17 protein-coding genes and 1 tRNA gene are annotated in these 17,680 nt (G+C 43.5%); 16 read left to right on the top strand and 2 right to left on the bottom strand.

Translation table 11 applies throughout. From position 1 onward, the window contains the following. Positions 1-12 precede the first annotated feature (12 nt). The 6 genes from Cabys_RS11315 to Cabys_RS11290 all read left to right on the top strand — a co-directional run bounded on the left by Cabys_RS11315 (position 13) and on the right by Cabys_RS11290 (position 4,693). A complete protein-coding gene (locus Cabys_RS11315; protein ID WP_044281381.1) occupies positions 13-336 on the top strand; it encodes a hypothetical protein in 324 nt (107 codons plus the stop codon). Positions 337-378: 42 nt separating this feature from the next. Then, positions 379-690 (top strand): BrnT family toxin, encoded by a 312-nt coding sequence (locus Cabys_RS11310; RefSeq protein ID WP_006930588.1) that lies wholly within the window; start codon positions 379-381, stop codon positions 688-690. Further along, positions 687-968: a BrnA antitoxin family protein gene (locus Cabys_RS11305; protein WP_006930586.1), complete on the top strand. Its 282-nt coding sequence runs from the start codon at positions 687-689 to the stop codon at positions 966-968. The genes Cabys_RS11310 and Cabys_RS11305 overlap by 4 nt, the downstream gene beginning before the upstream one ends. 271 nt (positions 969-1,239) lie before the next feature. Further along, positions 1,240-2,154 carry a hypothetical protein gene (locus Cabys_RS11300; RefSeq protein ID WP_006930585.1) on the top strand — a complete coding sequence of 305 codons (915 nt, stop codon included), beginning with the start codon at positions 1,240-1,242 and terminating at the stop codon, positions 2,152-2,154. A 410-nt stretch (positions 2,155-2,564) separates the two neighbouring features. Then, a complete protein-coding gene (locus Cabys_RS11295; RefSeq protein ID WP_006930584.1) occupies positions 2,565-3,704 on the top strand; it encodes a glycosyltransferase in 1,140 nt (379 codons plus the stop codon). 20 nt (positions 3,705-3,724) lie between these two features. Next, positions 3,725-4,693, top strand: a complete 969-nt coding sequence (locus Cabys_RS11290) for a glycoside hydrolase family 130 protein (protein ID WP_006930583.1) — start codon at positions 3,725-3,727, stop codon at positions 4,691-4,693. A gap of 226 nt (positions 4,694-4,919) precedes the next feature. Here Cabys_RS11290 and Cabys_RS11285 read toward each other — a convergent pair whose 3' ends face one another. Both Cabys_RS11285 and msrA read right to left on the bottom strand, forming a co-directional pair. Further along, the gene (locus tag Cabys_RS11285) at positions 4,920-6,404 is read right to left on the bottom strand and encodes a Na+/H+ antiporter NhaC family protein (protein WP_006930582.1); all 1,485 of its coding nucleotides are present in this window, start codon (positions 6,402-6,404) and stop codon (positions 4,920-4,922) included. 708 nt (positions 6,405-7,112) lie between these two features. Then, positions 7,113-7,733 (bottom strand): peptide-methionine (S)-S-oxide reductase MsrA, encoded by a 621-nt coding sequence (gene msrA, locus Cabys_RS11280; protein ID WP_006930581.1) that lies wholly within the window; start codon positions 7,731-7,733, stop codon positions 7,113-7,115. A gap of 272 nt (positions 7,734-8,005) precedes the next feature. Here msrA and Cabys_RS11275 point away from each other — a divergent pair, with 272 nt between their 5' ends. The 10 genes from Cabys_RS11275 to Cabys_RS11230 all read left to right on the top strand — a co-directional run bounded on the left by Cabys_RS11275 (position 8,006) and on the right by Cabys_RS11230 (position 16,984). Next, the gene (locus tag Cabys_RS11275; RefSeq protein ID WP_006930580.1) at positions 8,006-9,325 is read left to right on the top strand and encodes an extracellular solute-binding protein; all 1,320 of its coding nucleotides are present in this window, start codon (positions 8,006-8,008) and stop codon (positions 9,323-9,325) included. Positions 9,326-9,330: 5 nt separating this feature from the next. After that, entirely contained in the window at positions 9,331-10,866 is a 1,536-nt protein-coding gene (locus Cabys_RS11270; protein ID WP_044282096.1) for an ATP-binding protein, read from the top strand. After that, positions 10,856-12,313: a sigma-54-dependent transcriptional regulator gene (locus tag Cabys_RS11265; RefSeq protein WP_006930578.1), complete on the top strand. Its 1,458-nt coding sequence runs from the start codon at positions 10,856-10,858 to the stop codon at positions 12,311-12,313. The genes Cabys_RS11270 and Cabys_RS11265 overlap by 11 nt, the downstream gene beginning before the upstream one ends. Positions 12,314-12,570: 257 nt before the next feature. Beyond that, a complete protein-coding gene (gene fbp / locus Cabys_RS11260) occupies positions 12,571-13,587 on the top strand; it encodes a class 1 fructose-bisphosphatase (protein ID WP_006930577.1) in 1,017 nt (338 codons plus the stop codon). A gap of 99 nt (positions 13,588-13,686) precedes the next feature. Further along, on the top strand, positions 13,687-14,982 hold the full coding sequence (gene asnS, locus Cabys_RS11255) for an asparagine--tRNA ligase (protein WP_006930576.1): 1,296 nt from the start codon (positions 13,687-13,689) through the stop codon (positions 14,980-14,982). Continuing rightward, on the top strand, positions 14,982-15,437 hold the full coding sequence (locus Cabys_RS11250; RefSeq protein ID WP_006930575.1) for a TIGR00725 family protein: 456 nt from the start codon (positions 14,982-14,984) through the stop codon (positions 15,435-15,437). The genes asnS and Cabys_RS11250 overlap by 1 nt, the downstream gene beginning before the upstream one ends. Next, on the top strand, positions 15,434-15,712 hold the full coding sequence (locus Cabys_RS11245) for an acylphosphatase (protein ID WP_006930574.1): 279 nt from the start codon (positions 15,434-15,436) through the stop codon (positions 15,710-15,712). Before Cabys_RS11250 ends, Cabys_RS11245 begins: the two co-directional genes overlap by 4 nt. Before the next feature lie 16 nt (positions 15,713-15,728). Next, a complete protein-coding gene (locus Cabys_RS11240) occupies positions 15,729-16,256 on the top strand; it encodes an adenine phosphoribosyltransferase (protein WP_006930573.1) in 528 nt (175 codons plus the stop codon). A 30-nt stretch (positions 16,257-16,286) separates the two neighbouring features. Beyond that, positions 16,287-16,664, top strand: a complete 378-nt coding sequence (locus tag Cabys_RS19645; protein ID WP_006930572.1) for a YHS domain-containing protein — start codon at positions 16,287-16,289, stop codon at positions 16,662-16,664. 247 nt (positions 16,665-16,911) lie between these two features. Continuing rightward, a tRNA-Arg gene (locus tag Cabys_RS11230) sits at positions 16,912-16,984 on the top strand. Positions 16,985-17,680: the final 696 nt, after the last annotated feature.

Genomic DNA, 17,680 nt, shown 5'->3' with positions numbered 1-17,680 from the left:
AAAGAGGGAAATTTGCTGCGCTACACTGCTTGCCAGCAGGCGATTTGCAAAGTCAGTGGCGCCTCTCGTATTAGAAAATTTTTGGGGAGTAATTGTGCCGATTTGCTTAACTTTGGTCTCAAAATAATTTGTTTAATCATTTTCTGCGATGATTGGCGTAATCTGCGAGAAAATTACTCTTCGCGCGTTGCGGTTGATTTTGGTTGCGGCTGTGCTGCCCTGGAAAGGAAATTTTTAAAAATTAATCATCTGCCAGATTCATTTAAAAAATGTGTACTCCCATTGATGGACACAAAAGTTCTGTATTCTTTCTCAATACTTAAGAAAAAATTTTAATTATATTTGACATTTGTATATTCATATCATATACTCAACTATATGGAAGATGAAATTAAAAAATTACTTCAAGAATGTACAGGATTCCAGTGGGATGCTGGAAATAAAGATAAAAATTGGCTTAAACACCAGGTGGCTAATTCTGAGTGTGAACAGATATTTTTTAATAAACCGTTTTTAGTCTACCATGATACACGTCATTCAGATGCAGAACATAGATTTTATGCTTTAGGACAAACAGACTTAGGGAGGAAACTATTTGTTGTTTTTACAATAAGAAATAAACAGATAAGAATTATTTCAGCAAGAGATATGAGTAAAAAAGAAAGAGAAATATATAGGAAGATGTTATGAAAAAGAAAAAAATACCAAAATTTAAAGATGAAGATAAAGAAAGAGAATTCTGGGCCGCTCATGATTCTACAGATTATATTGATTGGAATAATGGGGAAGAATTAATTATGCCCAATTTAAAACCGTCTTTAAAAACGATTTCTCTTCGTGTTCCCCAATCGTTAATTGATGAATTAAAATTTCTTGCTAATAAGAAAGACATACCTTACCAATCGCTATTAAAAATGTTTTTAGTAGAAAGAGTAGAAAAAGAATTAAAAAATTTGTCTAAAAAATGAGATAAAATTTAATTTTGTTCGGATGAAAAACGTTCAACGCGGAATTGGCCTGGTTTATAATGAGCTCGTACGGTTATAGTGCGCGACACAAATGAAAAAATTTAGTGAGGAGAATCTTTTTAAATAAATCGTCAGGCCGAATAATTAACCATAAAACGAGGCGATGGGTATGCATTCAAGTTCATTCATCTTAGCGATTATCGGTAGCGCTGCTTTTGGAGCAGTTGTTGGTAAATTTTTAGATGCATTTTTATTATACATATAGCAAAATATGGAAAATTTCGATATTAAATGTTTGTGTCAATTACGTAAAAACATTGAAATTAATGAAGCGGTAGAGAAACTTTCGATTATCCGGCAAAAATGCTCTGCATTGCAAAAAGTGTTATTACCCGATGATGTTTGGGGTATTTTGTCACAATTAAGCAAAAGTGGCGTCGGGAAATCAAGACATTTACCACTTTCGCTGAATGCACTTTCACAAGGTTCCCTTTACAAAATTACAACTCCTATTCATCGTTATTTATTGAAGGGTAATGAGTTACGAGAAGATGTAAGCCCAAACTACATTGCTGATTTAAAGGAGAATTGGCTATTAAAAGACAACCAATTTCGTCAAAATGAAAAAAGGCGACACCAAAGATCTAAACATTATATGGGAAAACTATGTGAATTACTTTGTGCATGTTGGCTTGAAAGTTTAGGATGGAAAATAGTGAATCTTGGAGCATTAGGCGGTGCTTATGACATTGAAGCTCATTCTACAATCGCAAAAAAATATGCAATTGAGGTAAAATACATTGGAATTGAAGATGAAATGTTCAATTCTTTTTCGGATGGTAGAGCTCGATGTTATGATGAAAATGATATTGTAAAATTTGTTCTTTGTAAGTCATATAACGCCGCAAAACAATTAAAAAATTATAATTGGCAACGCTTAATAATTTTGGTTATTGATGATATTGCATGGCCAAGAATTAAGTGTTCTGTTTTCGATGAAGGAGTAAATGGTAGTTATTATAAAGAATATCCAAAATCAGAATTTTTTAAAGAATTTAAAAATAAGTATCCTAAAATCGAAAGCAAATTAATAAAAAGTATTGATAAAGTTAATGATTGTTGGATTATTAGAATGAATGGAGATTTTTCGCTAAAAAAAGAATATATTATTTTTAATGCACTTTAAATAATGTGAGGTCGATATATTACTTTGAAGTTTTGCCTTCAGTCTGCGTATCCAGTCAAAACAGCAGTTGCTGTGAGAGAGTTAGAACTTTTTAATAGAATTTATTGATTACTTCAAGTTTTATTTACCTATATAGGGGGCACTCGCCTTTTAATGAAGTACATCTTTAAATCTTAATCGAGCTTTTGAAGCTTATTGATGCACAAATCAATCTCCCAAACTAAAGAGGGAAATTTGCTGCGCTACACTGCTTGCCAGCAGGCGATTTGCAAAGTCAGTGAACCCTCCGGGCAAAGCGATATTTGCAAATAAAGAATGCTTGTTCCACCTATTAAATACCGTGTCTGTATCTTCATTAAAGGCTGCTGAATCTAAAAGGTAGCATTCAACTTAAGGAAAGGAGCTGAAGGATGCGTATTGGATTCATCAGTACCTATCCGCCCATCGAATGTGGAATCGCTACTTATTCTCAATTTTTGATCGATGCTTTGCGCGGTCTGCGCCAGGATGTTTACGTTGTCTCGCACTTAGGAGGAAGCGGACAGCAGGTGTTCCCGGTATTTGATTACGAAGACAAAGACCTGGCCGAAAAAGCTTTTTCCACCATGATGCGCTTTTCGCCGGATGTGGTGCACATCCAACACGAATTCGGACTGTTTGGCAAGCATTACGGCGTGCAGGTCGTTCCACTGATTGCGCTGTTTAAAATGAACCAAATCCCGGTGGTGGCCACGCTGCACACCGTTTATCGCGAAATGGTGCATGAACAGCACGTCATTCTGCAAAACATCGTGCAAAACGCCAATCGCGTGATTGTCCATGAAAATTACCAGAAAGAAGTGCTCTTGAAAAATATTTCGGGCATCGATCCGCAGACCATTCATGTGATCGAACACGGGGCGCGCGAAGTCCAGCCCGTTCAAAATGCCAAACAAAAGATCGGACTGCCGAAGAACAAAAAAGTGATTTTAATGATCGGTTATTTCCGGCCCAGTAAAAATTTTGAATACATTGTAGATTTGTTTCCTGAAATCGCCAGACGCGTTCCGGATGCCATTTTAGTGCTGGCAGGAAAGGTGCGCGGCCACGAATATCGCGAATACCGCACCAGATTGTTCCAGCGCATTGAGGATTCGCCGCTTAAAGAACGGATTTACGTCATCCGCGGGCAGCTGGAACAACAGATTTTTGATACGATCATCTCGGCCGCGGATGTCATTGTGTTACCGTACAAAATCAATTCGCAGAGTGGAATTCTGGCGCACAGCCTGGCCTTTGGCAAGCCGCTGGTGGTCAGCAACAGCGGTTCCATGCAACACATTATGCAGCGCGCGCAGTGCGGATTGGTCAGTCGCAACGAAAAGGAATACGTTCAAAATATTACGCGCATTTTAACAGATGAAAAATTGGCGCGCCAGTTTTCGCAAAATGCGCTCAAATATGTTAAAGAAGAAATTTCATGGCGCAAGGTGGCTGAAAAACATCTGCAGATTTATCGGGAATTGTCGAAAGACCCCTTACTGGAATCGCGAACGATCTGGGTAGAATGAACGAAAAGGAGGTGCGCTTCATGCAAACGGCTTTGCTAAAACCGTTTAAACGCTATCATAAAAATCCCATTATCCAGCGAGAGGACATTCCCTATCCCTGCAATACGGTATTTAATGCCGCGGCTGTCAAGTATCAGGGAGAATATTTACTGCTGTTGCGCGTGGAAGACCTGCGTGGCTATAGTCACCTGACTCTGGCCCGTTCCGGAGACGGTTACCATTTTAAGGTGGATTCCCGTCCCTGGATTGTGCCCTCTAAAGATCCGGCCTTTGAGGTGTACGAGCGCTATGGCGTGGAAGATCCGCGCATTACGGAGTTGGATGGAAAATATTTCATCACGTACACAGCTTTTGGCCCGCACGGGCCGCGTGTGGGCATAGGCTTTACGGAAGATTTTGAACACTTTGAGCGTCTGGCTTTGATTACCGAAGTTGACAATAAAGACGCCATACTCTTTCCGGAAAAGATTAACGGTCAATATGTGATGATTGATCGGCCGGGCGGCTTTGGGGGCGCGCGCGGCGACATCTGGATTCAGTTCTCTCCCGACCTGATTCACTGGGGCAACGCAAAAGTGCTGCTGGCCCCTCAGCCGGGCTGGAGCTCAGGTAAGCTGGGCATTTCCACGCCGCCGATTAAAACCGCTGAAGGCTGGCTGCTGTTCTATCATGGCGTTCGACAAACCGGCAGCGGTAAACTCTACCGCGTGGGCGCGCTTTTACTGGATCTGAATCAGCCGGAAAAGGTAATCGGTCATACGCCGCATTTTATCTTTGGGCCGGAAGAAATTTACGAACGTACCGGCGACGTGCCCAACGTGGTTTTCCCGTGCGGCGTAATTCCCGAGCCGGACGGAACTTTGAAAATGTATTATGGCGCGGCAGATACCTATATTGCCGTGGCCGAAGCCAGAATAGAAGATATTGTTCAGGCCTGCAAGCTGGAAAAAAGCGCAGTGCGGCCCAGCGCGGCAAAACCCCAGACCTAAAAACTTTGATTTGAGCAGCTGCAAAAGGTACTCACAGAGCTACTGCACAGGTAGCTTCGTAATGAGTAATGCGTGATGCGTAAAGCGCTTATTAGTGTTGAAGCCTGAGTAATGGCTTGAGATTTTTTTTTCACCTCTAACGCGTCACGCGTTACGTATTCATCAAAAATTCCGTACACGCCCACATGAAAACTGCGGTGATCTATCATGAGGAAACATTGATCTATTAATAGACAAATCCCGCGACCAGATAAAAGAGCGCGGCAACCGTACCCGCCATTAAAGCGTAAGGCAATTGCGTTTTAACATGGTCAATATGGTCGCTGGCCGAAGCCATGGAGGAAATGATGGTCGTATCTGAAATGGGCGAACAGTGATCGCCAAATACCCCGCCTCCCAGCACTGCGCCGACCACCAGAGGAATGTGAACCTGCATGCTCTGGGCCATGGGAATGGCGATGGCCAGCATAATGGCAAACGTTCCCCAGGACGTGCCGGTGGAAAAAGCGATAAAGCAGGAAACCAGAAAGATAATAACCGGCACAAAGTGGGGGCTTAACCACTGCTGGGCAATTTCGGCCACGTAAATGCCGGTGCCCAGTTCGCGGCAAAGTTTACCGATGGCAAAGGCCAGCATCATCAACAAAGCCAGGGGAATTAATCCGCCAACGCCTTTAAATAAAAGATCTATCAACTCCTGCAGTTTAAAAATCTTTTGAGTGCGATACATGACGGCCGCGACCAGCAAGGCGCTTAAAACCGCCCAGAGAACCGCCTTTGAACCGGAGCCCTGTCCGATGGCTTCAAAAAACAGTTTTCCAGGAGACATGCTGCCCGGATCTGACAATTGCGCCCATCCCGAGTAAAAAAGACCGACAGGCATCATAAAAACCATGGTGGCGATGGGGATTAACATATTCCGTGCTCTGGGAACAACGCCTTCTTTTTTGGCCATGCTAACGATCTCGTTGGACATCATAGGTACGGCGTTGTCGGCAATGACCTTACCTTCTTCTCTGGCCCTGCGTTCGGCCTTTTTCATGGGGCCAATATCCTTTTGCGTTAAAATGACAACCAGTACGGCAGTCATAGCCAGAAAGGGGTAAAAGTTAAGGGGATAGGCATACAGCATAATTTTGAACGGATTGCTTAATCCCTGCGCTAACAAAAGCCCCATAATGTACGCGCCCCAGGCGTTGAGGGGAATTAAAATGCAGGTGGGCGCCGAAATGGAATCGGCAATGTAGGCCAGCTTTTCGCGGGGGATTTTTAGCCGGTCAAAGATCGGCCGGTAGATGGAACCGACCGTCAGAACGTTGATGCTGGATTCCACAAAGATGACCACGCCGGTTGCCCAGGCCATTAACTGCACGGTGCGTCGGCTGTTTCCTTTCCTTCGTTTCTCCACCTTTTGTAAAAAGCGGTTGACATATTGAATAAAACCGTCCACGCCACCGGAACGCTGGATATAGGTGATCAGGGCGCCGACCAGGGCGCTGAACATGATGGTGCGTGTATTGCCCGGTTCTTTAAAAACATTCACCAGCGCATCGATGCTGGCTAATGTGCCGTGAAAAAGATGACCATTGTTGAGTACCACCCAACCGATCCATATGCCGAAAAAAAGCGAAAGAAAGACCTGCCTGGTTTTAATGGCTAAAACGATGGCCAACAAAGGCGGAAGCAAAGACCAGAAACCAAAATGCTCCATGGAATTATCTCTCCTTTAAGCCGGTGAATGCCTTGCGGCAAGATGCCCGTTTTCCCTTTTTTATCCATTGCTACGCTGCAACAGGATTTAAAAAATTTAAATTAGGGACGAATTCCTTTTCGATTAAAATTAGAGGGGGAAGTGATTTAATGCAAACAAAAATAAAGAGCGGAGTTAAAAGATTCCCGGCCGGAAATTTCTTATTGTTTGACCTTTAATATGGGGCTGAGCCGGCTTTTCTTTGAACTCTCATACAAGGCAGCATATCCGCAACCAAAAACGAACCACCAAGAGCGCAAAGAAGTCACAAAGTACGCAAAGGAAAAATAAAACCAATTATTCAACATGTAAGTAAAAAACACATCATGCCGGCAAGATTGACGCCCGGGGCTGTCCCAAAAGTCAAAGATAATGTATTTTTATAAATTTTTTCTTTCCCTCACCCCCTTTAATTCCCCCTCTCCCGATTTTCAGGAGAGGGGGCAGGGGGTGAGGGCTAATGTAAGGTTATCCATAATTATAAATAAATATGCATTTAATTTCGCTTTTGAGACACCCTCGGGCTGGGGGATGAGTTTTTAAAACAGCGTAAAAATTTTCGCACGCTAAGGCATTAGATCTTTCGAAGGAAGTATTCCTAATTACGCATTATTTAATTTTCTTTTGCACTTCTGGCGAATTTGTTGAGCGCCTGGCGGTTGCACAGCGCTATTTTAAATATTCGGTAAAAGACTTTTTGAACTTTTTCAACTTGGGCGCAATGACTATCTGACAGTACGTTTGCGAAGGATTGTTGTTAAAATAATTCTGATGATATTTTTCCGCCGCGTAAAATTTGTCTAACGAACTGATTTCTGTAACAATGGGCTTCTGATACACCTGCTCTTTTTTTAGTTGTTCTTTAGAAGCCAGCGCCGTTTGCTTTTGTTCATCATTGTGATAAAAGATGACCGAACGGTACTGCGTGCCAATGTCGTTGCCCTGACGATTGAGCTGCGTGGGGTCATGAATTTGCCAGAAAATATTTAAAATGTCTTCATAGCTAATAATATCAGGATTAAAGGTGATCTGAACAACTTCGGCATGGCCTGTGGTGCCAGTGCAAACCGCCTCGTAGGTTGGATTTTCTACATTGCCGCCAGCATAACCAGAAATCACGCTTTCCACGCCTTTAACGCGTTGATAGATGGCTTCCAGACACCAGAAACAGCCCCCGCCCAGCGTTGCCTTTTCAAGATGTTTTTCCACTTTTTGCTCCTTTCCGCTAAATGCCATGGTTGCATTGATTACGATCAGACTTAGAACCATTAATATTGTGCGATATTTCATATTTCAATCTCCTTTTTTTGTCCATAGATTTCAAACGTAATTTTTATTAAATAATTTCCGGCGACAGGTGAAAAATTGTTCTGAATACAGTTTTGGAGTTAAATAATAAATGACAAATAAAATTTACGCCTGTTGTAACGCGTTACGTATGTAACTTTTTTCCACTGTCGAAACCCTGTGTGAGTTGAAAGCCCCATTCGCATTTTTGTAATAAATATTGCATGACCATTATTAAAATCATAATTTACAAAATAAAAAACAGAGATGATGGGATGCTGAATTTAAAGAAAAATCGTTCTTTGTGGTTCTGGTTAACGGTTGCAGGATTTTTTGTTTTGTTTTTCTATTTTTATGTGCTCAGCTTTAGCCCATTGCCCGAGCAGGACGTTGTTAAATTGTATTACGTGGACAACATTTCTGCAACGCATCAGCTTTTAATCGATCGCTTCAATAAACAATATGCCGGGCAAATCGAGGTCGTTCCTGTCAATTTACCGTTCAGCAAATTTTCTACCAACGAACGTAAGGAGATTTTAGCGCGTTCATTGCGCAGCAAAAGTGAAAAGATAGATGTTTTTGCCGTAGATATCATCTGGACGCAACGCTTTTCCCGGTGGAGTTTAGCGCTCGATCCTTATTTTTCTGAAAAGTGGAAACAAAAATTTTTACAGCAATCCTTAAGAACCTGTTTTTATCAGAATAAATTGATGGCCGCTCCGCTGTATCTGGACGTGGGCCTGTTGTATTATAGGGACGATCTGTTGCAAAAGTTGCCGGATTATGAAGCAATAAAACGGAAGCTGGATCAGAGAATGTCGTGGGAGGAGTTTTTAGCTTTAGGAAAAAGACTGAGCGAAAGCGGGCGGCCCGTTTTCCTGTTTCCTGCCAATAATTTTGAGGGGTTGATGTGTGTTTTTTACGAATTGCTTACGCCCGAACAGATTGCCGCTACTTTTTTAGCGGATTCAATAGATCTGCATAAGCCCGAAATTGTCGCCGCTTTGCAACATCTGCACCATCTGATTCACAGAGATCGACTGACTCCGTCGGTTGTTACCGGTTTCGATGAAGTGGAGTGTTATAATTATCTTTTGCAGCATGACGGCTATTTTGTTCGAGGGTGGCCGGGGTTTGAATTTAGCGTGCAGGAATATAATCAGCAGACGCAAAAAAATGTGCGAATTGGCGTTGCGCCTGTCCCTTATTTTAGAACGAAAAGCGCCCGGGCTATTTACGGTGGGTGGAATCTGATGGTTTCGGAGAATTCGCAACACAAGGATGAGGCGATCCAATTTATAAAGTTTTTACAGGAGGCCGAGAATCAAAAATTGCTTTTTAGTTCCGGGCACTATTTACCGGCTTTAAAAGCGGTTTATCAGGATTCCGTCTTTCTGGCTCGTTTTCCCCGGCTGGCATTGCATTACCGTTTGTTGCAAAATGGGCAGCATCGGCCCATGCGCAGCGATTACACGCGCGTTTCCGATATTTTGTCGTTTTATTTTCATCAGGCGTTGAAAAATGAAGTTGGAATTGAGCAGGCACTGGAAATGGCAGAAAAAGAGATTAATTCTCACAGGACCAATATTAATTGAAAGAGATGATGAAACGTAAATTATTCGAACAATTTAAAAAGTATCATTTTGAATGGAAGCATCTGGCCGTTTTGTTTATGGTGCTTATTTTCTTTCAGTTGCTTGTTTCTTACATCAATAAAGTTTCGTTGCATCATTTAATTGATCAAACCGAAAATTGGTACAAGCTGGATTCGGCCGAGAAAATAGCTAATTTAACATCGACATCTATCGAACTGTTGATGGAGACCAATCCGACTAAAAAAACATACAGCGCGGAGGAACGTCGCGAGTTAATCCAGGCGTTTAATATCATCTTTTCCCAACAAATTCTTCAACGCAATATTCAGGAAGTTTGTTTATTGGGCGAAATTGAGGGCCAGTACTATGCCATTGATAACGGTCAGTCTTTGTTTGATTTTTTTTATCTGGATAATCCCCGATTGTTGCAGACCGAACACGTGCACGACGAGGCCATTGGGCTTTACAAAGAGCTGGAGGAAAATATCCGCCGGAAAGAGCAAATTTTAAGTCTGGAAGAAGGCCAGGTTTACAAGGTTTTTGTACCTCTGGTTCCGCGGGGCGAATATTTTGGCGCGCTTTTCATGCGCATAAAACCGGACTTCGGTTTTATTACGACTCAAATTACGTCCAATTATGATGAAACGGCATTGATTTTTTCGGCTTTAATTCTTTTTGGTTTGCTGGCCATGTTTTATATTTCGGCTTATACCGTCCGCGAAAGAGATGAAGCGCAACAGTTGTTATTTAAAGAACGGGAAAGATATATTAAAGAACATATTGCGCATCAAAAAGAGGCGTTGTTTACCAAAAGGATTTATCACACACATCATAAAGCAGAAAAGATAATGGGTTTTATTAAAGAAGACCTGCGCAACCTGAATCCAAATAATTTTGAGGATATTCGTCATCGAATCAGCCAGTACGCCAATTTTATCAGCCGCGTTATTTACGATATGAAGTGGTACGATCCGCCCTTACAAACCATTCGAAGTCCGATATTCAAAACCGATTTGAACGGCGTCATTCGTTTTATTGTGGATGCTATTTTTCAAAGAACTTCCAGTCAAAGCGAGGCGGTTCAGTTTACGTTAAAACTTGATGATCGCCTTCCGCTGGTCAATATCAATGAGTTTGTGGTGTGGGAAATTATCGAGCCGCTCATTCAAAATGCGATTGATCACAGCAAGGTTGAGACCATCCATGTTGAAATTCAATCGCATTACGATGCGCAAAACCAATTGGGGAGCATTCGGATTAGCGATAATGGAAAAGGAATTAGAGAGGATTTACTGGGCAAGGAAGCAGACGGCATTCAGCGCCTGTTTCTGGAGAATATTTCTACCAAAGAAGAGGGGCGCCGAACGGGCTATGGATGCTATCTGTCGTATCAGATCGCTTTGCGCTGCGGATGGAAGATTTCGGCGGAAAATAGTTCAGCAGGCGGAGCGAGTTTCATCATTTTTATTCCTTTTGGTAAAATAAGCCGTAAGGCGCCTGGCACACATGAAAAGAATGAGGGGACACAACATGCAATTTAATCAAAAAATAAATATTCTGTTAATTGAAGACGAGGAATATGACGTCAAACGCGTACAGAAAACGATTGCGCCGTTATCCGATCAAATTCGTATTAAAAAGATTGTTGCCGACGGGCAATCTGCGCTGGAGGCGTTGAAAAAATCGCCTAATTATTTTGATGTGGTCATCATGGACTATCAGTTGCTGGGCGGCATTACGGGCGAAAATTTGATCCGTAAAATTAAAGAGGTGGATGCCACGCTTCAGATTATTGTAATCACCAAAATGACGGTTAACATCACGGATTTCGATTTTGCCAATCGCCTGATTGAGGCCGGCGCCATGTGGTATTGCACCAAATATCCCGGCGATATTGAGGATTTTATCTATCAACCCACGGATTTTATTCTCAGCATTCTCAATGCATTCGAAAAGCGGCGTTTGCTTAAAAAGGAGCAGTCTTCCAAGCGGAAATTGGAGCAATCGATTGAAGAGTTGTTACAACAAAAAGCGCTTATCGGCGAATCGGAGGCGATGCGAGCTTTACGAAGCAAAATCGCTAAAATCGCCCAGCAGGAGGCCACGGTTTTGATTTTAGGGGAAAGCGGAACGGGAAAAGAATTGGTCGCCACACATTTGCACTATTTAAGCCGGCGTCGTTTCGAAAAGTTTTTGACCATCAATTGCGGCAGTTTACCCCACGATTTGATTGAAAGCGAACTGTTCGGCTTTGAAAAAGGATCTTTTACTGGCGCCGTGGAGAAAAAAATCGGCCTGTTCGAGGCGGCCAATCAGGGGACGCTCTTTCTGGATGAGATCGGGGAGCTGCCCATTTCGGCTCAGGTGAAACTGTTGCGCGTATTGCAGGATGGAGAGATCGATAAAATTGGTCGGACGGATAAGGTTAAAGTGGATGTGCGCGTTGTGGCCGCAACCAACAAAGATCTGATCAGCGCGGTTCAGCAAAAAACATTTCGCGAAGATCTCTTTTATCGTTTGAATGTGATTAACCTGTACATTCCCCCCCTGCGAGAACGCAAAGAAGATATTCCGCTTCTCCTCGAACACTTTTTTAAGCATTTTGCGCACACCATGGGCGTTGACGTTCCCCAAATCTCCTCGTCGGCCATGGATTATTTACAGGGATTTGACTGGCCGGGCAATGTACGTCAGCTGCAGAATGTGGTTCAGCGTTTGCTTTACAATGTCGATGGTATGATCGATGTGAGCGACGTGAAAGATTCGCTGGGGCTTGCGCCGAAGAGCAGAGCTGCCGTTGATTCTGAGAATGGTTTTGAGTGGGACCCGATCCATATTACGCCCTGGCGCGAGATCGAACGAGCGTTTAGAAAAAAATATTTCGAATTTGTGCGAAAACGCGCTGCCAGCGACGCCCAGGCCGCGCGTCTCTTAGGCCTGGCTCCGCCCAATTTCCATCGCATGTGCAAGGAACTGGAGTTAAAATAGGGAAGCTGACGTTAGTCATTGAATCGTTAACTGGTTAATCGCTAAAGGCGTTTTGGGGGCAACATTAAAAATTATGAATTACGAATTATTATACGGTGTGTGGGCGGGTTGTGCTTATTGGGCGGCGAGGCTGTGTTTTTATCTTTTAAATTCAAAAAAAAATAAAAAATGTAAAATAACCATTTATCTTTAAATATTTTTTTCATAAATTATTGCTATCTTTTTGTCTTTAAAACTGAAAATATGGGGAGTATGGTATGAGTGGTAAAATTATTACCTTAACACGTCACATTATTGAGGAACAACGTAAATATCCAACCGCCACCGGTAAATTTACGGATTTGATGAACGATATTGCATTTGCGTCCAAGTTAATCTCCTATCATGTAAATAAGGCTGGATTGATGGATATTTTAGGGGAGACGGGTAGCGTTAACGTGCAGGGAGAAGTTGTAAAAAAACTGGATCAATTTGCGAACGAAACGTTAATCAAAGCACTGGATCACAATGGCCACACCTGTGTGATGGCTTCCGAAGAATCCGACGATATCATTCCCATCCCGGATGAATATCCGCTGGGTAAGTACGTGGTCGTTTTTGATCCACTGGACGGATCGTCCAATATTGACGCCAATGTTAGCGTGGGCACCATTTTTTCCGTTTACCATCGCGTTACGCCAGAAGGAAGGCCGGGCAGCGTAAAGGATTGTTTGCAGCAGGGGCTTAAACAAATTTGCGCAGGATATGTTATTTACGGATCCAGCACCATGCTGGTTTACACCACGGGCAATGGCGTATATGGATTTACCTTGGATCCCAGTTACGGAGAATTTGTTCTTTCTCATCCCAATATTAAAACACCTAAAAAGGGGAAAATTTACAGCATCAATGAGAGTTATTTTGAGTTCTGGGATGAGCCGGTCAAGCAGTATGTGCGCTACATTAAACAGGTGGATGGCGACACAAACCGTCCGATGAATTCCCGCTATATCGGTTCTCTGGTCAGCGATTTTCACCGAAACCTGCTGTACGGCGGCATCTTTTTATATCCGCCGAGCAAGAAGGCGCCGAAAGGTAAATTGCGCCTTCTTTACGAAGCGAATCCGCTGGCTTTTATCGTTGAACAGGCAGGAGGACGGGCCATTGACGGCAAACAGCGCATTTTAGAGGTGGTGCCAAAAGAATTGCATCAAAGAACGCCGCTTTATATCGGTTCGGCTGACGATATCGCTTTATTGGAAAAGTTTCTTAGCAGTGAGAAGAAAGTCGATTAACCGGCGATGTACAATTCTTGCTTAAATTTAAAGCCTTGCTTATATTTGAAACTCTAATTTGATGACAGCAGCAGAAACAGAATAGGAAGGATTCGATCTATGAAACCTGTTATCCGAATCAGTCAATCGGCCCAGTACGAAAATCAGGAAGTAACCATAAAAGGTTGGCTGTACAACATGCGATCGAGCGGAAAGGTGCGCTTTTTGCTCGTGCGCGACGGTTCAGCAATTATTCAATGCGTGGTAGTTAAAAGCGAGGTATCTGACGAAGTATTTGAAAAGACGGAACTGCTGACGCAGGAATCTTCTTTGATTGTAACCGGTAAACTGGTTGCGGACAAACGTTCGCCCCTGGGCTACGAAATGCACGTTTCTGATATTGAAATAGTGCAAATCGCAAAGGATTATCCCATTACTAAAAAAGAGCACGGTATTGATTTTTTGATGGATCACCGTCATTTGTGGATTCGCTCCAAACGGCAGCATGCCATCCTGCGCATTCGTCATGAAATTATAAATGCCGCCCGTCAATTTTTTAACGAGCGCGATTTTGTTCTGGTGGATTCGCCTATCTTTACGCCTAATGCGGCGGAAGGCACTACCACGCTTTTTAAGACCGACTATTTCGGATCGCCGGCCTATTTGACGCAAAGCGGGCAGTTATATGCCGAAGCAGCCTGTATGGCCTTTGGGCGCGTGTACTGTTTTGGCCCGACCTTTCGTGCCGAAAAATCCAAAACGCGTCGGCATCTGACCGAGTTCTGGATGATCGAGCCGGAGGTGGCCTATTTTGACCTGCAGGACGACATGCAGCTGGCAGAAGAATTCGTTTCGTACATCGTGCAGACCGTTTTGAAAAATCGCAGGGCAGAGCTGGAAACACTGGAGCGCGATACGAAGATACTGGAGAACACCGTTCCGCCGTTTCCTAAAATTCACTACAATGAAGCGGTTGAAATATTGAAGAAACATGGCGTTGATTTTCCGTATGGCGATGACTTTGGCGGGGCAGATGAAACGATTTTGTCGGAAGAATTTGACAAGCCGGTTATAATTCACCACTATCCGGCGGAAATAAAGGCTTTTTACATGAAACGCGATCCGCAAGAACCGCAATTTGCGCTGGCCATGGATATGCTGGCGCCTGAAGGTTACGGCGAAATCATTGGCGGTTCGCAGCGTGAAGATGATTACGACACCTTATTGCAGCGTATTCGCGAGCACAACTTAGATGAGAAAGATTTTGAATGGTATCTGGATTTGCGTAAATACGGATCCGTTCCGCACGCCGGTTTTGGTCTGGGCATCGAGCGAACGGTAGCCTGGATTACCGGAACCAAACACGTGCGCGAGACCATTCCGTTTCCACGATTGTTGCAAAGAATTTATCCGTGATGATGAAAAAGCTTATTGGTGTGATCGGCGGGAGGGACGCTACGCCGGAACTGGAAGAGATTGCCTATCAGGTAGGGCGGTTGATTGCTAAAAATAGTTATGGCCTGGTGTGCGGCGGGCGCGGCGGAATTATGGAGGCCGCAGCCCGGGGATGTGCAGAACAGGGCGGCTTAACAGTTGGCATTTTGCTTGGGGAAGACACCAGCGAGGCGAATCCTTATATTCAGGTGGCCATTCCAACGGGATTGGGCATTGCGCGAAACCTGCTGGTGGTGCGCGCGGCAGAAGGATTGATTGCCATTGATGGAAAGTTCGGCACGCTTTCCGAAATTGCTTTTGCTCTGCAGCTTGAAAAACCGTTGGTTGGCATTTATACGTGGGATGTGGAACCGACGATGCCGACGGCTCAATCTGCCGAAGAAGCCATGCAAAAACTATTATCGATGATCGCATGAAAAAGACGCTAAAAATTATTGTCAAAGGACGCGTACAGGGCGTTGGTTATCGCTGGTTTGCCCGACAGGCAGCCCGTGAGTTGGGGCTAACGGGCTATGTACGCAATCTGCCAGATGGAAATGTGGAAGTCTTGGCGCAAGGCGAAGAAGCGGTTTTGAATCAATTTATTCAGGAACTGAACCGCGGCCCTGGCTTTGCTTATGTGGTTGATATGGATATCGAAGAGCTGGATATACCGTCGGATAAATATCGTTCATTTGAAATTGCTTTTTAAATAAAGGAATTAGAGCATGGAAAACAAAGTGGAACGTATAAAGAATGCCATTCGGGATGTGCCTGATTTTCCAAAAGAGGGCATCCTTTTTAAAGACATCACGCCCGTCCTTCAGAACGCAGAGCTATTTGCTCTTTCCGTTGAATTGTTCGCAGATGTCTTGAAGAACACAAATATTGATGTAGTTGCTGCTGTGGAGTCGCGCGGCTTTATTTTTGGCGCCGCTCTTGCTCTGAAGCTGAACAAAGGGTTTGTACCAATTCGTAAGCCCGGAAAATTACCATACAAAACGTTTAAAGAAACGTACGAATTGGAATATGGCACGGATGCGCTGGAAATTCATCAGGATGCTGTAAAAACAGGACAGAAAGTAGTACTGATCGATGATTTATTGGCTACCGGAGGAACCGCTGTGGCCGCCGCTCAATTAATCGAACGCTGTGGAGGACAGATTGCTTCTATTTGCTTTTTAATCGAATTGACCTTTTTAGAGGGGATTAAAAAGTTAGAGGGCTATCCGGTGCAAACATTGATCAAATTTTAGTGGGCTAATTCATTAAGCAGGAGGAACAAAATGAGGTATTTCATTATATTAACGGCTGCGGTTGCTTTGTTGTTAGGTTGCGAAAAGCAGGAGAAAGCGGAGCAAACCGTTCAGGAGCAGCCGCAGACTGTTGAGCAGGCCAAGTTTAAGCTGGCAGAACTGGAAACCAATATCTGTCCAGCCTGCGGAATGATTTTAAAAACGGACGCCGAAGTTGCCGATACCGTTCACTATGCAGATAAAGTTTACGGTTTTTGCGGTCCGAAGTGTGTGGATACTTTTAAAGCCAATCCGGAAAAAACGCTGGCCGCTTTACACGAACGGATGGAAAAAATGGAAGGCATGCATAAAGAAGGCGAACATGAAGAAGGCCATGAACACATGCACAATGAGAACGACCCTCACTAAATTCTGTATGATATGAAGTTGGCGGACTTCCATTCCGCCAACTTTTCCAAATGATAACTTGAGTTCACGCTAAGACAGCACAGCCGCAGCCAAATAAACTTAAGCAGAGATGATTTTTTAATCGGCTTGATCAATTATTTGACGCAAATAGCTGCTACCTGAATGAATTCAGCCCCTCAAAATATCGGAACGAATAATTTTTGTTTGTATTCTACCTGTTTCTAATTTAAATTTGCAGGCGAAAATTGCCCCTGTAGCTCAGAGGATAGAGCAGAGGCTTCCTAAGCCTTGTGTCGGGAGTTCGAATCTCTCCAGGGGCACGAACGGGAGGAGGATTCAGGGAATGGACTGAACTTAAAAACAGGGAGGTTTTTTCCTGTCTTTTAATCTCTTTTTCACAACTGCAGAAAAATTCATGCCAGAATGCGGTAAGCAGTAAGCAGTAGGCAGTAAAGAGGAAGCCGCCGGGAAAATTAAGATGTAGCGCCCTTTAGAGATCGGCGCAGCAATTCTTGTCTTAATAATCCAAATGTTTATGTACGGTCATGGCGCTTTCGGCGTCATATCTGTGTTCGCTGGGGTTAAATTGATTCCGGGTTTCAGAGTCGCTTTAGGTGTTCAATGCGTTTAAAAAACGGAAGGTGAAAGGCGCCGCAAACCGTTAAAACGGTTTTCCGGCCTTCTCCAACGGCACGTTTATGATACCGTACATTATGCGTTTTTACACCGTTGAAACGGTGGACAAAATTCGAACAACGATGGCGCCCCGCCCACAAAAAGGCGAGAGAGCCGGCACACCGTTAACCGCGCTCAACCGCTATCTTTGTCCAATTTATCTTATACTGTGAAAAAAACTGCCCTGTGAAAATTCGCAAACCGTTAAAACGGTTCCCCCTCAACCACTGCCTTTCCCCCAATAAAATGAACCAGTATCCCCACGCCCAGCAAAAACCACCGGAAAAACAAAGAATAAGTTTTGTCTAAAAATTGAATTTGATTATATTTAGTTCAGTCTT

It is taken from the genome of Caldithrix abyssi DSM 13497, from assembly GCF_001886815.1.
Taxonomy (GTDB): Bacteria; Calditrichota; Calditrichia; order Calditrichales; family Calditrichaceae; genus Caldithrix; species Caldithrix abyssi.
This window is presented reverse-complemented; position numbering and strand designations above follow the sequence as displayed.

Coding starts and splice junctions, on each gene's coding strand:
- Cabys_RS11295 (WP_006930584.1), top strand. CDS start 2,565: ATGCGTATTGGATTCATCAGTACCTATCCGCCCATCGAATGTGGAATC.
- Cabys_RS11270 (WP_044282096.1), top strand. CDS start 9,331: ATGATGAAACGTAAATTATTCGAACAATTTAAAAAGTATCATTTTGAA.
- Cabys_RS11245 (WP_006930574.1), top strand. CDS start 15,434: ATGAAAAAGACGCTAAAAATTATTGTCAAAGGACGCGTACAGGGCGTT.
- Cabys_RS11305 (WP_006930586.1), top strand. CDS start 687: ATGAAAAAGAAAAAAATACCAAAATTTAAAGATGAAGATAAAGAAAGA.
- Cabys_RS11285 (WP_006930582.1), bottom strand. CDS start 6,404: ATGGAGCATTTTGGTTTCTGGTCTTTGCTTCCGCCTTTGTTGGCCATC.
- Cabys_RS11300 (WP_006930585.1), top strand. CDS start 1,240: ATGGAAAATTTCGATATTAAATGTTTGTGTCAATTACGTAAAAACATT.
- Cabys_RS11265 (WP_006930578.1), top strand. CDS start 10,856: ATGCAATTTAATCAAAAAATAAATATTCTGTTAATTGAAGACGAGGAA.
- Cabys_RS11310 (WP_006930588.1), top strand. CDS start 379: ATGGAAGATGAAATTAAAAAATTACTTCAAGAATGTACAGGATTCCAG.
- Cabys_RS19645 (WP_006930572.1), top strand. CDS start 16,287: ATGAGGTATTTCATTATATTAACGGCTGCGGTTGCTTTGTTGTTAGGT.
- msrA (WP_006930581.1), bottom strand. CDS start 7,733: ATGAAATATCGCACAATATTAATGGTTCTAAGTCTGATCGTAATCAAT.
- fbp (WP_006930577.1), top strand. CDS start 12,571: ATGAGTGGTAAAATTATTACCTTAACACGTCACATTATTGAGGAACAA.
- Cabys_RS11250 (WP_006930575.1), top strand. CDS start 14,982: ATGATGAAAAAGCTTATTGGTGTGATCGGCGGGAGGGACGCTACGCCG.
- Cabys_RS11275 (WP_006930580.1), top strand. CDS start 8,006: ATGCTGAATTTAAAGAAAAATCGTTCTTTGTGGTTCTGGTTAACGGTT.
- Cabys_RS11240 (WP_006930573.1), top strand. CDS start 15,729: ATGGAAAACAAAGTGGAACGTATAAAGAATGCCATTCGGGATGTGCCT.
- Cabys_RS11290 (WP_006930583.1), top strand. CDS start 3,725: ATGCAAACGGCTTTGCTAAAACCGTTTAAACGCTATCATAAAAATCCC.
- asnS (WP_006930576.1), top strand. CDS start 13,687: ATGAAACCTGTTATCCGAATCAGTCAATCGGCCCAGTACGAAAATCAG.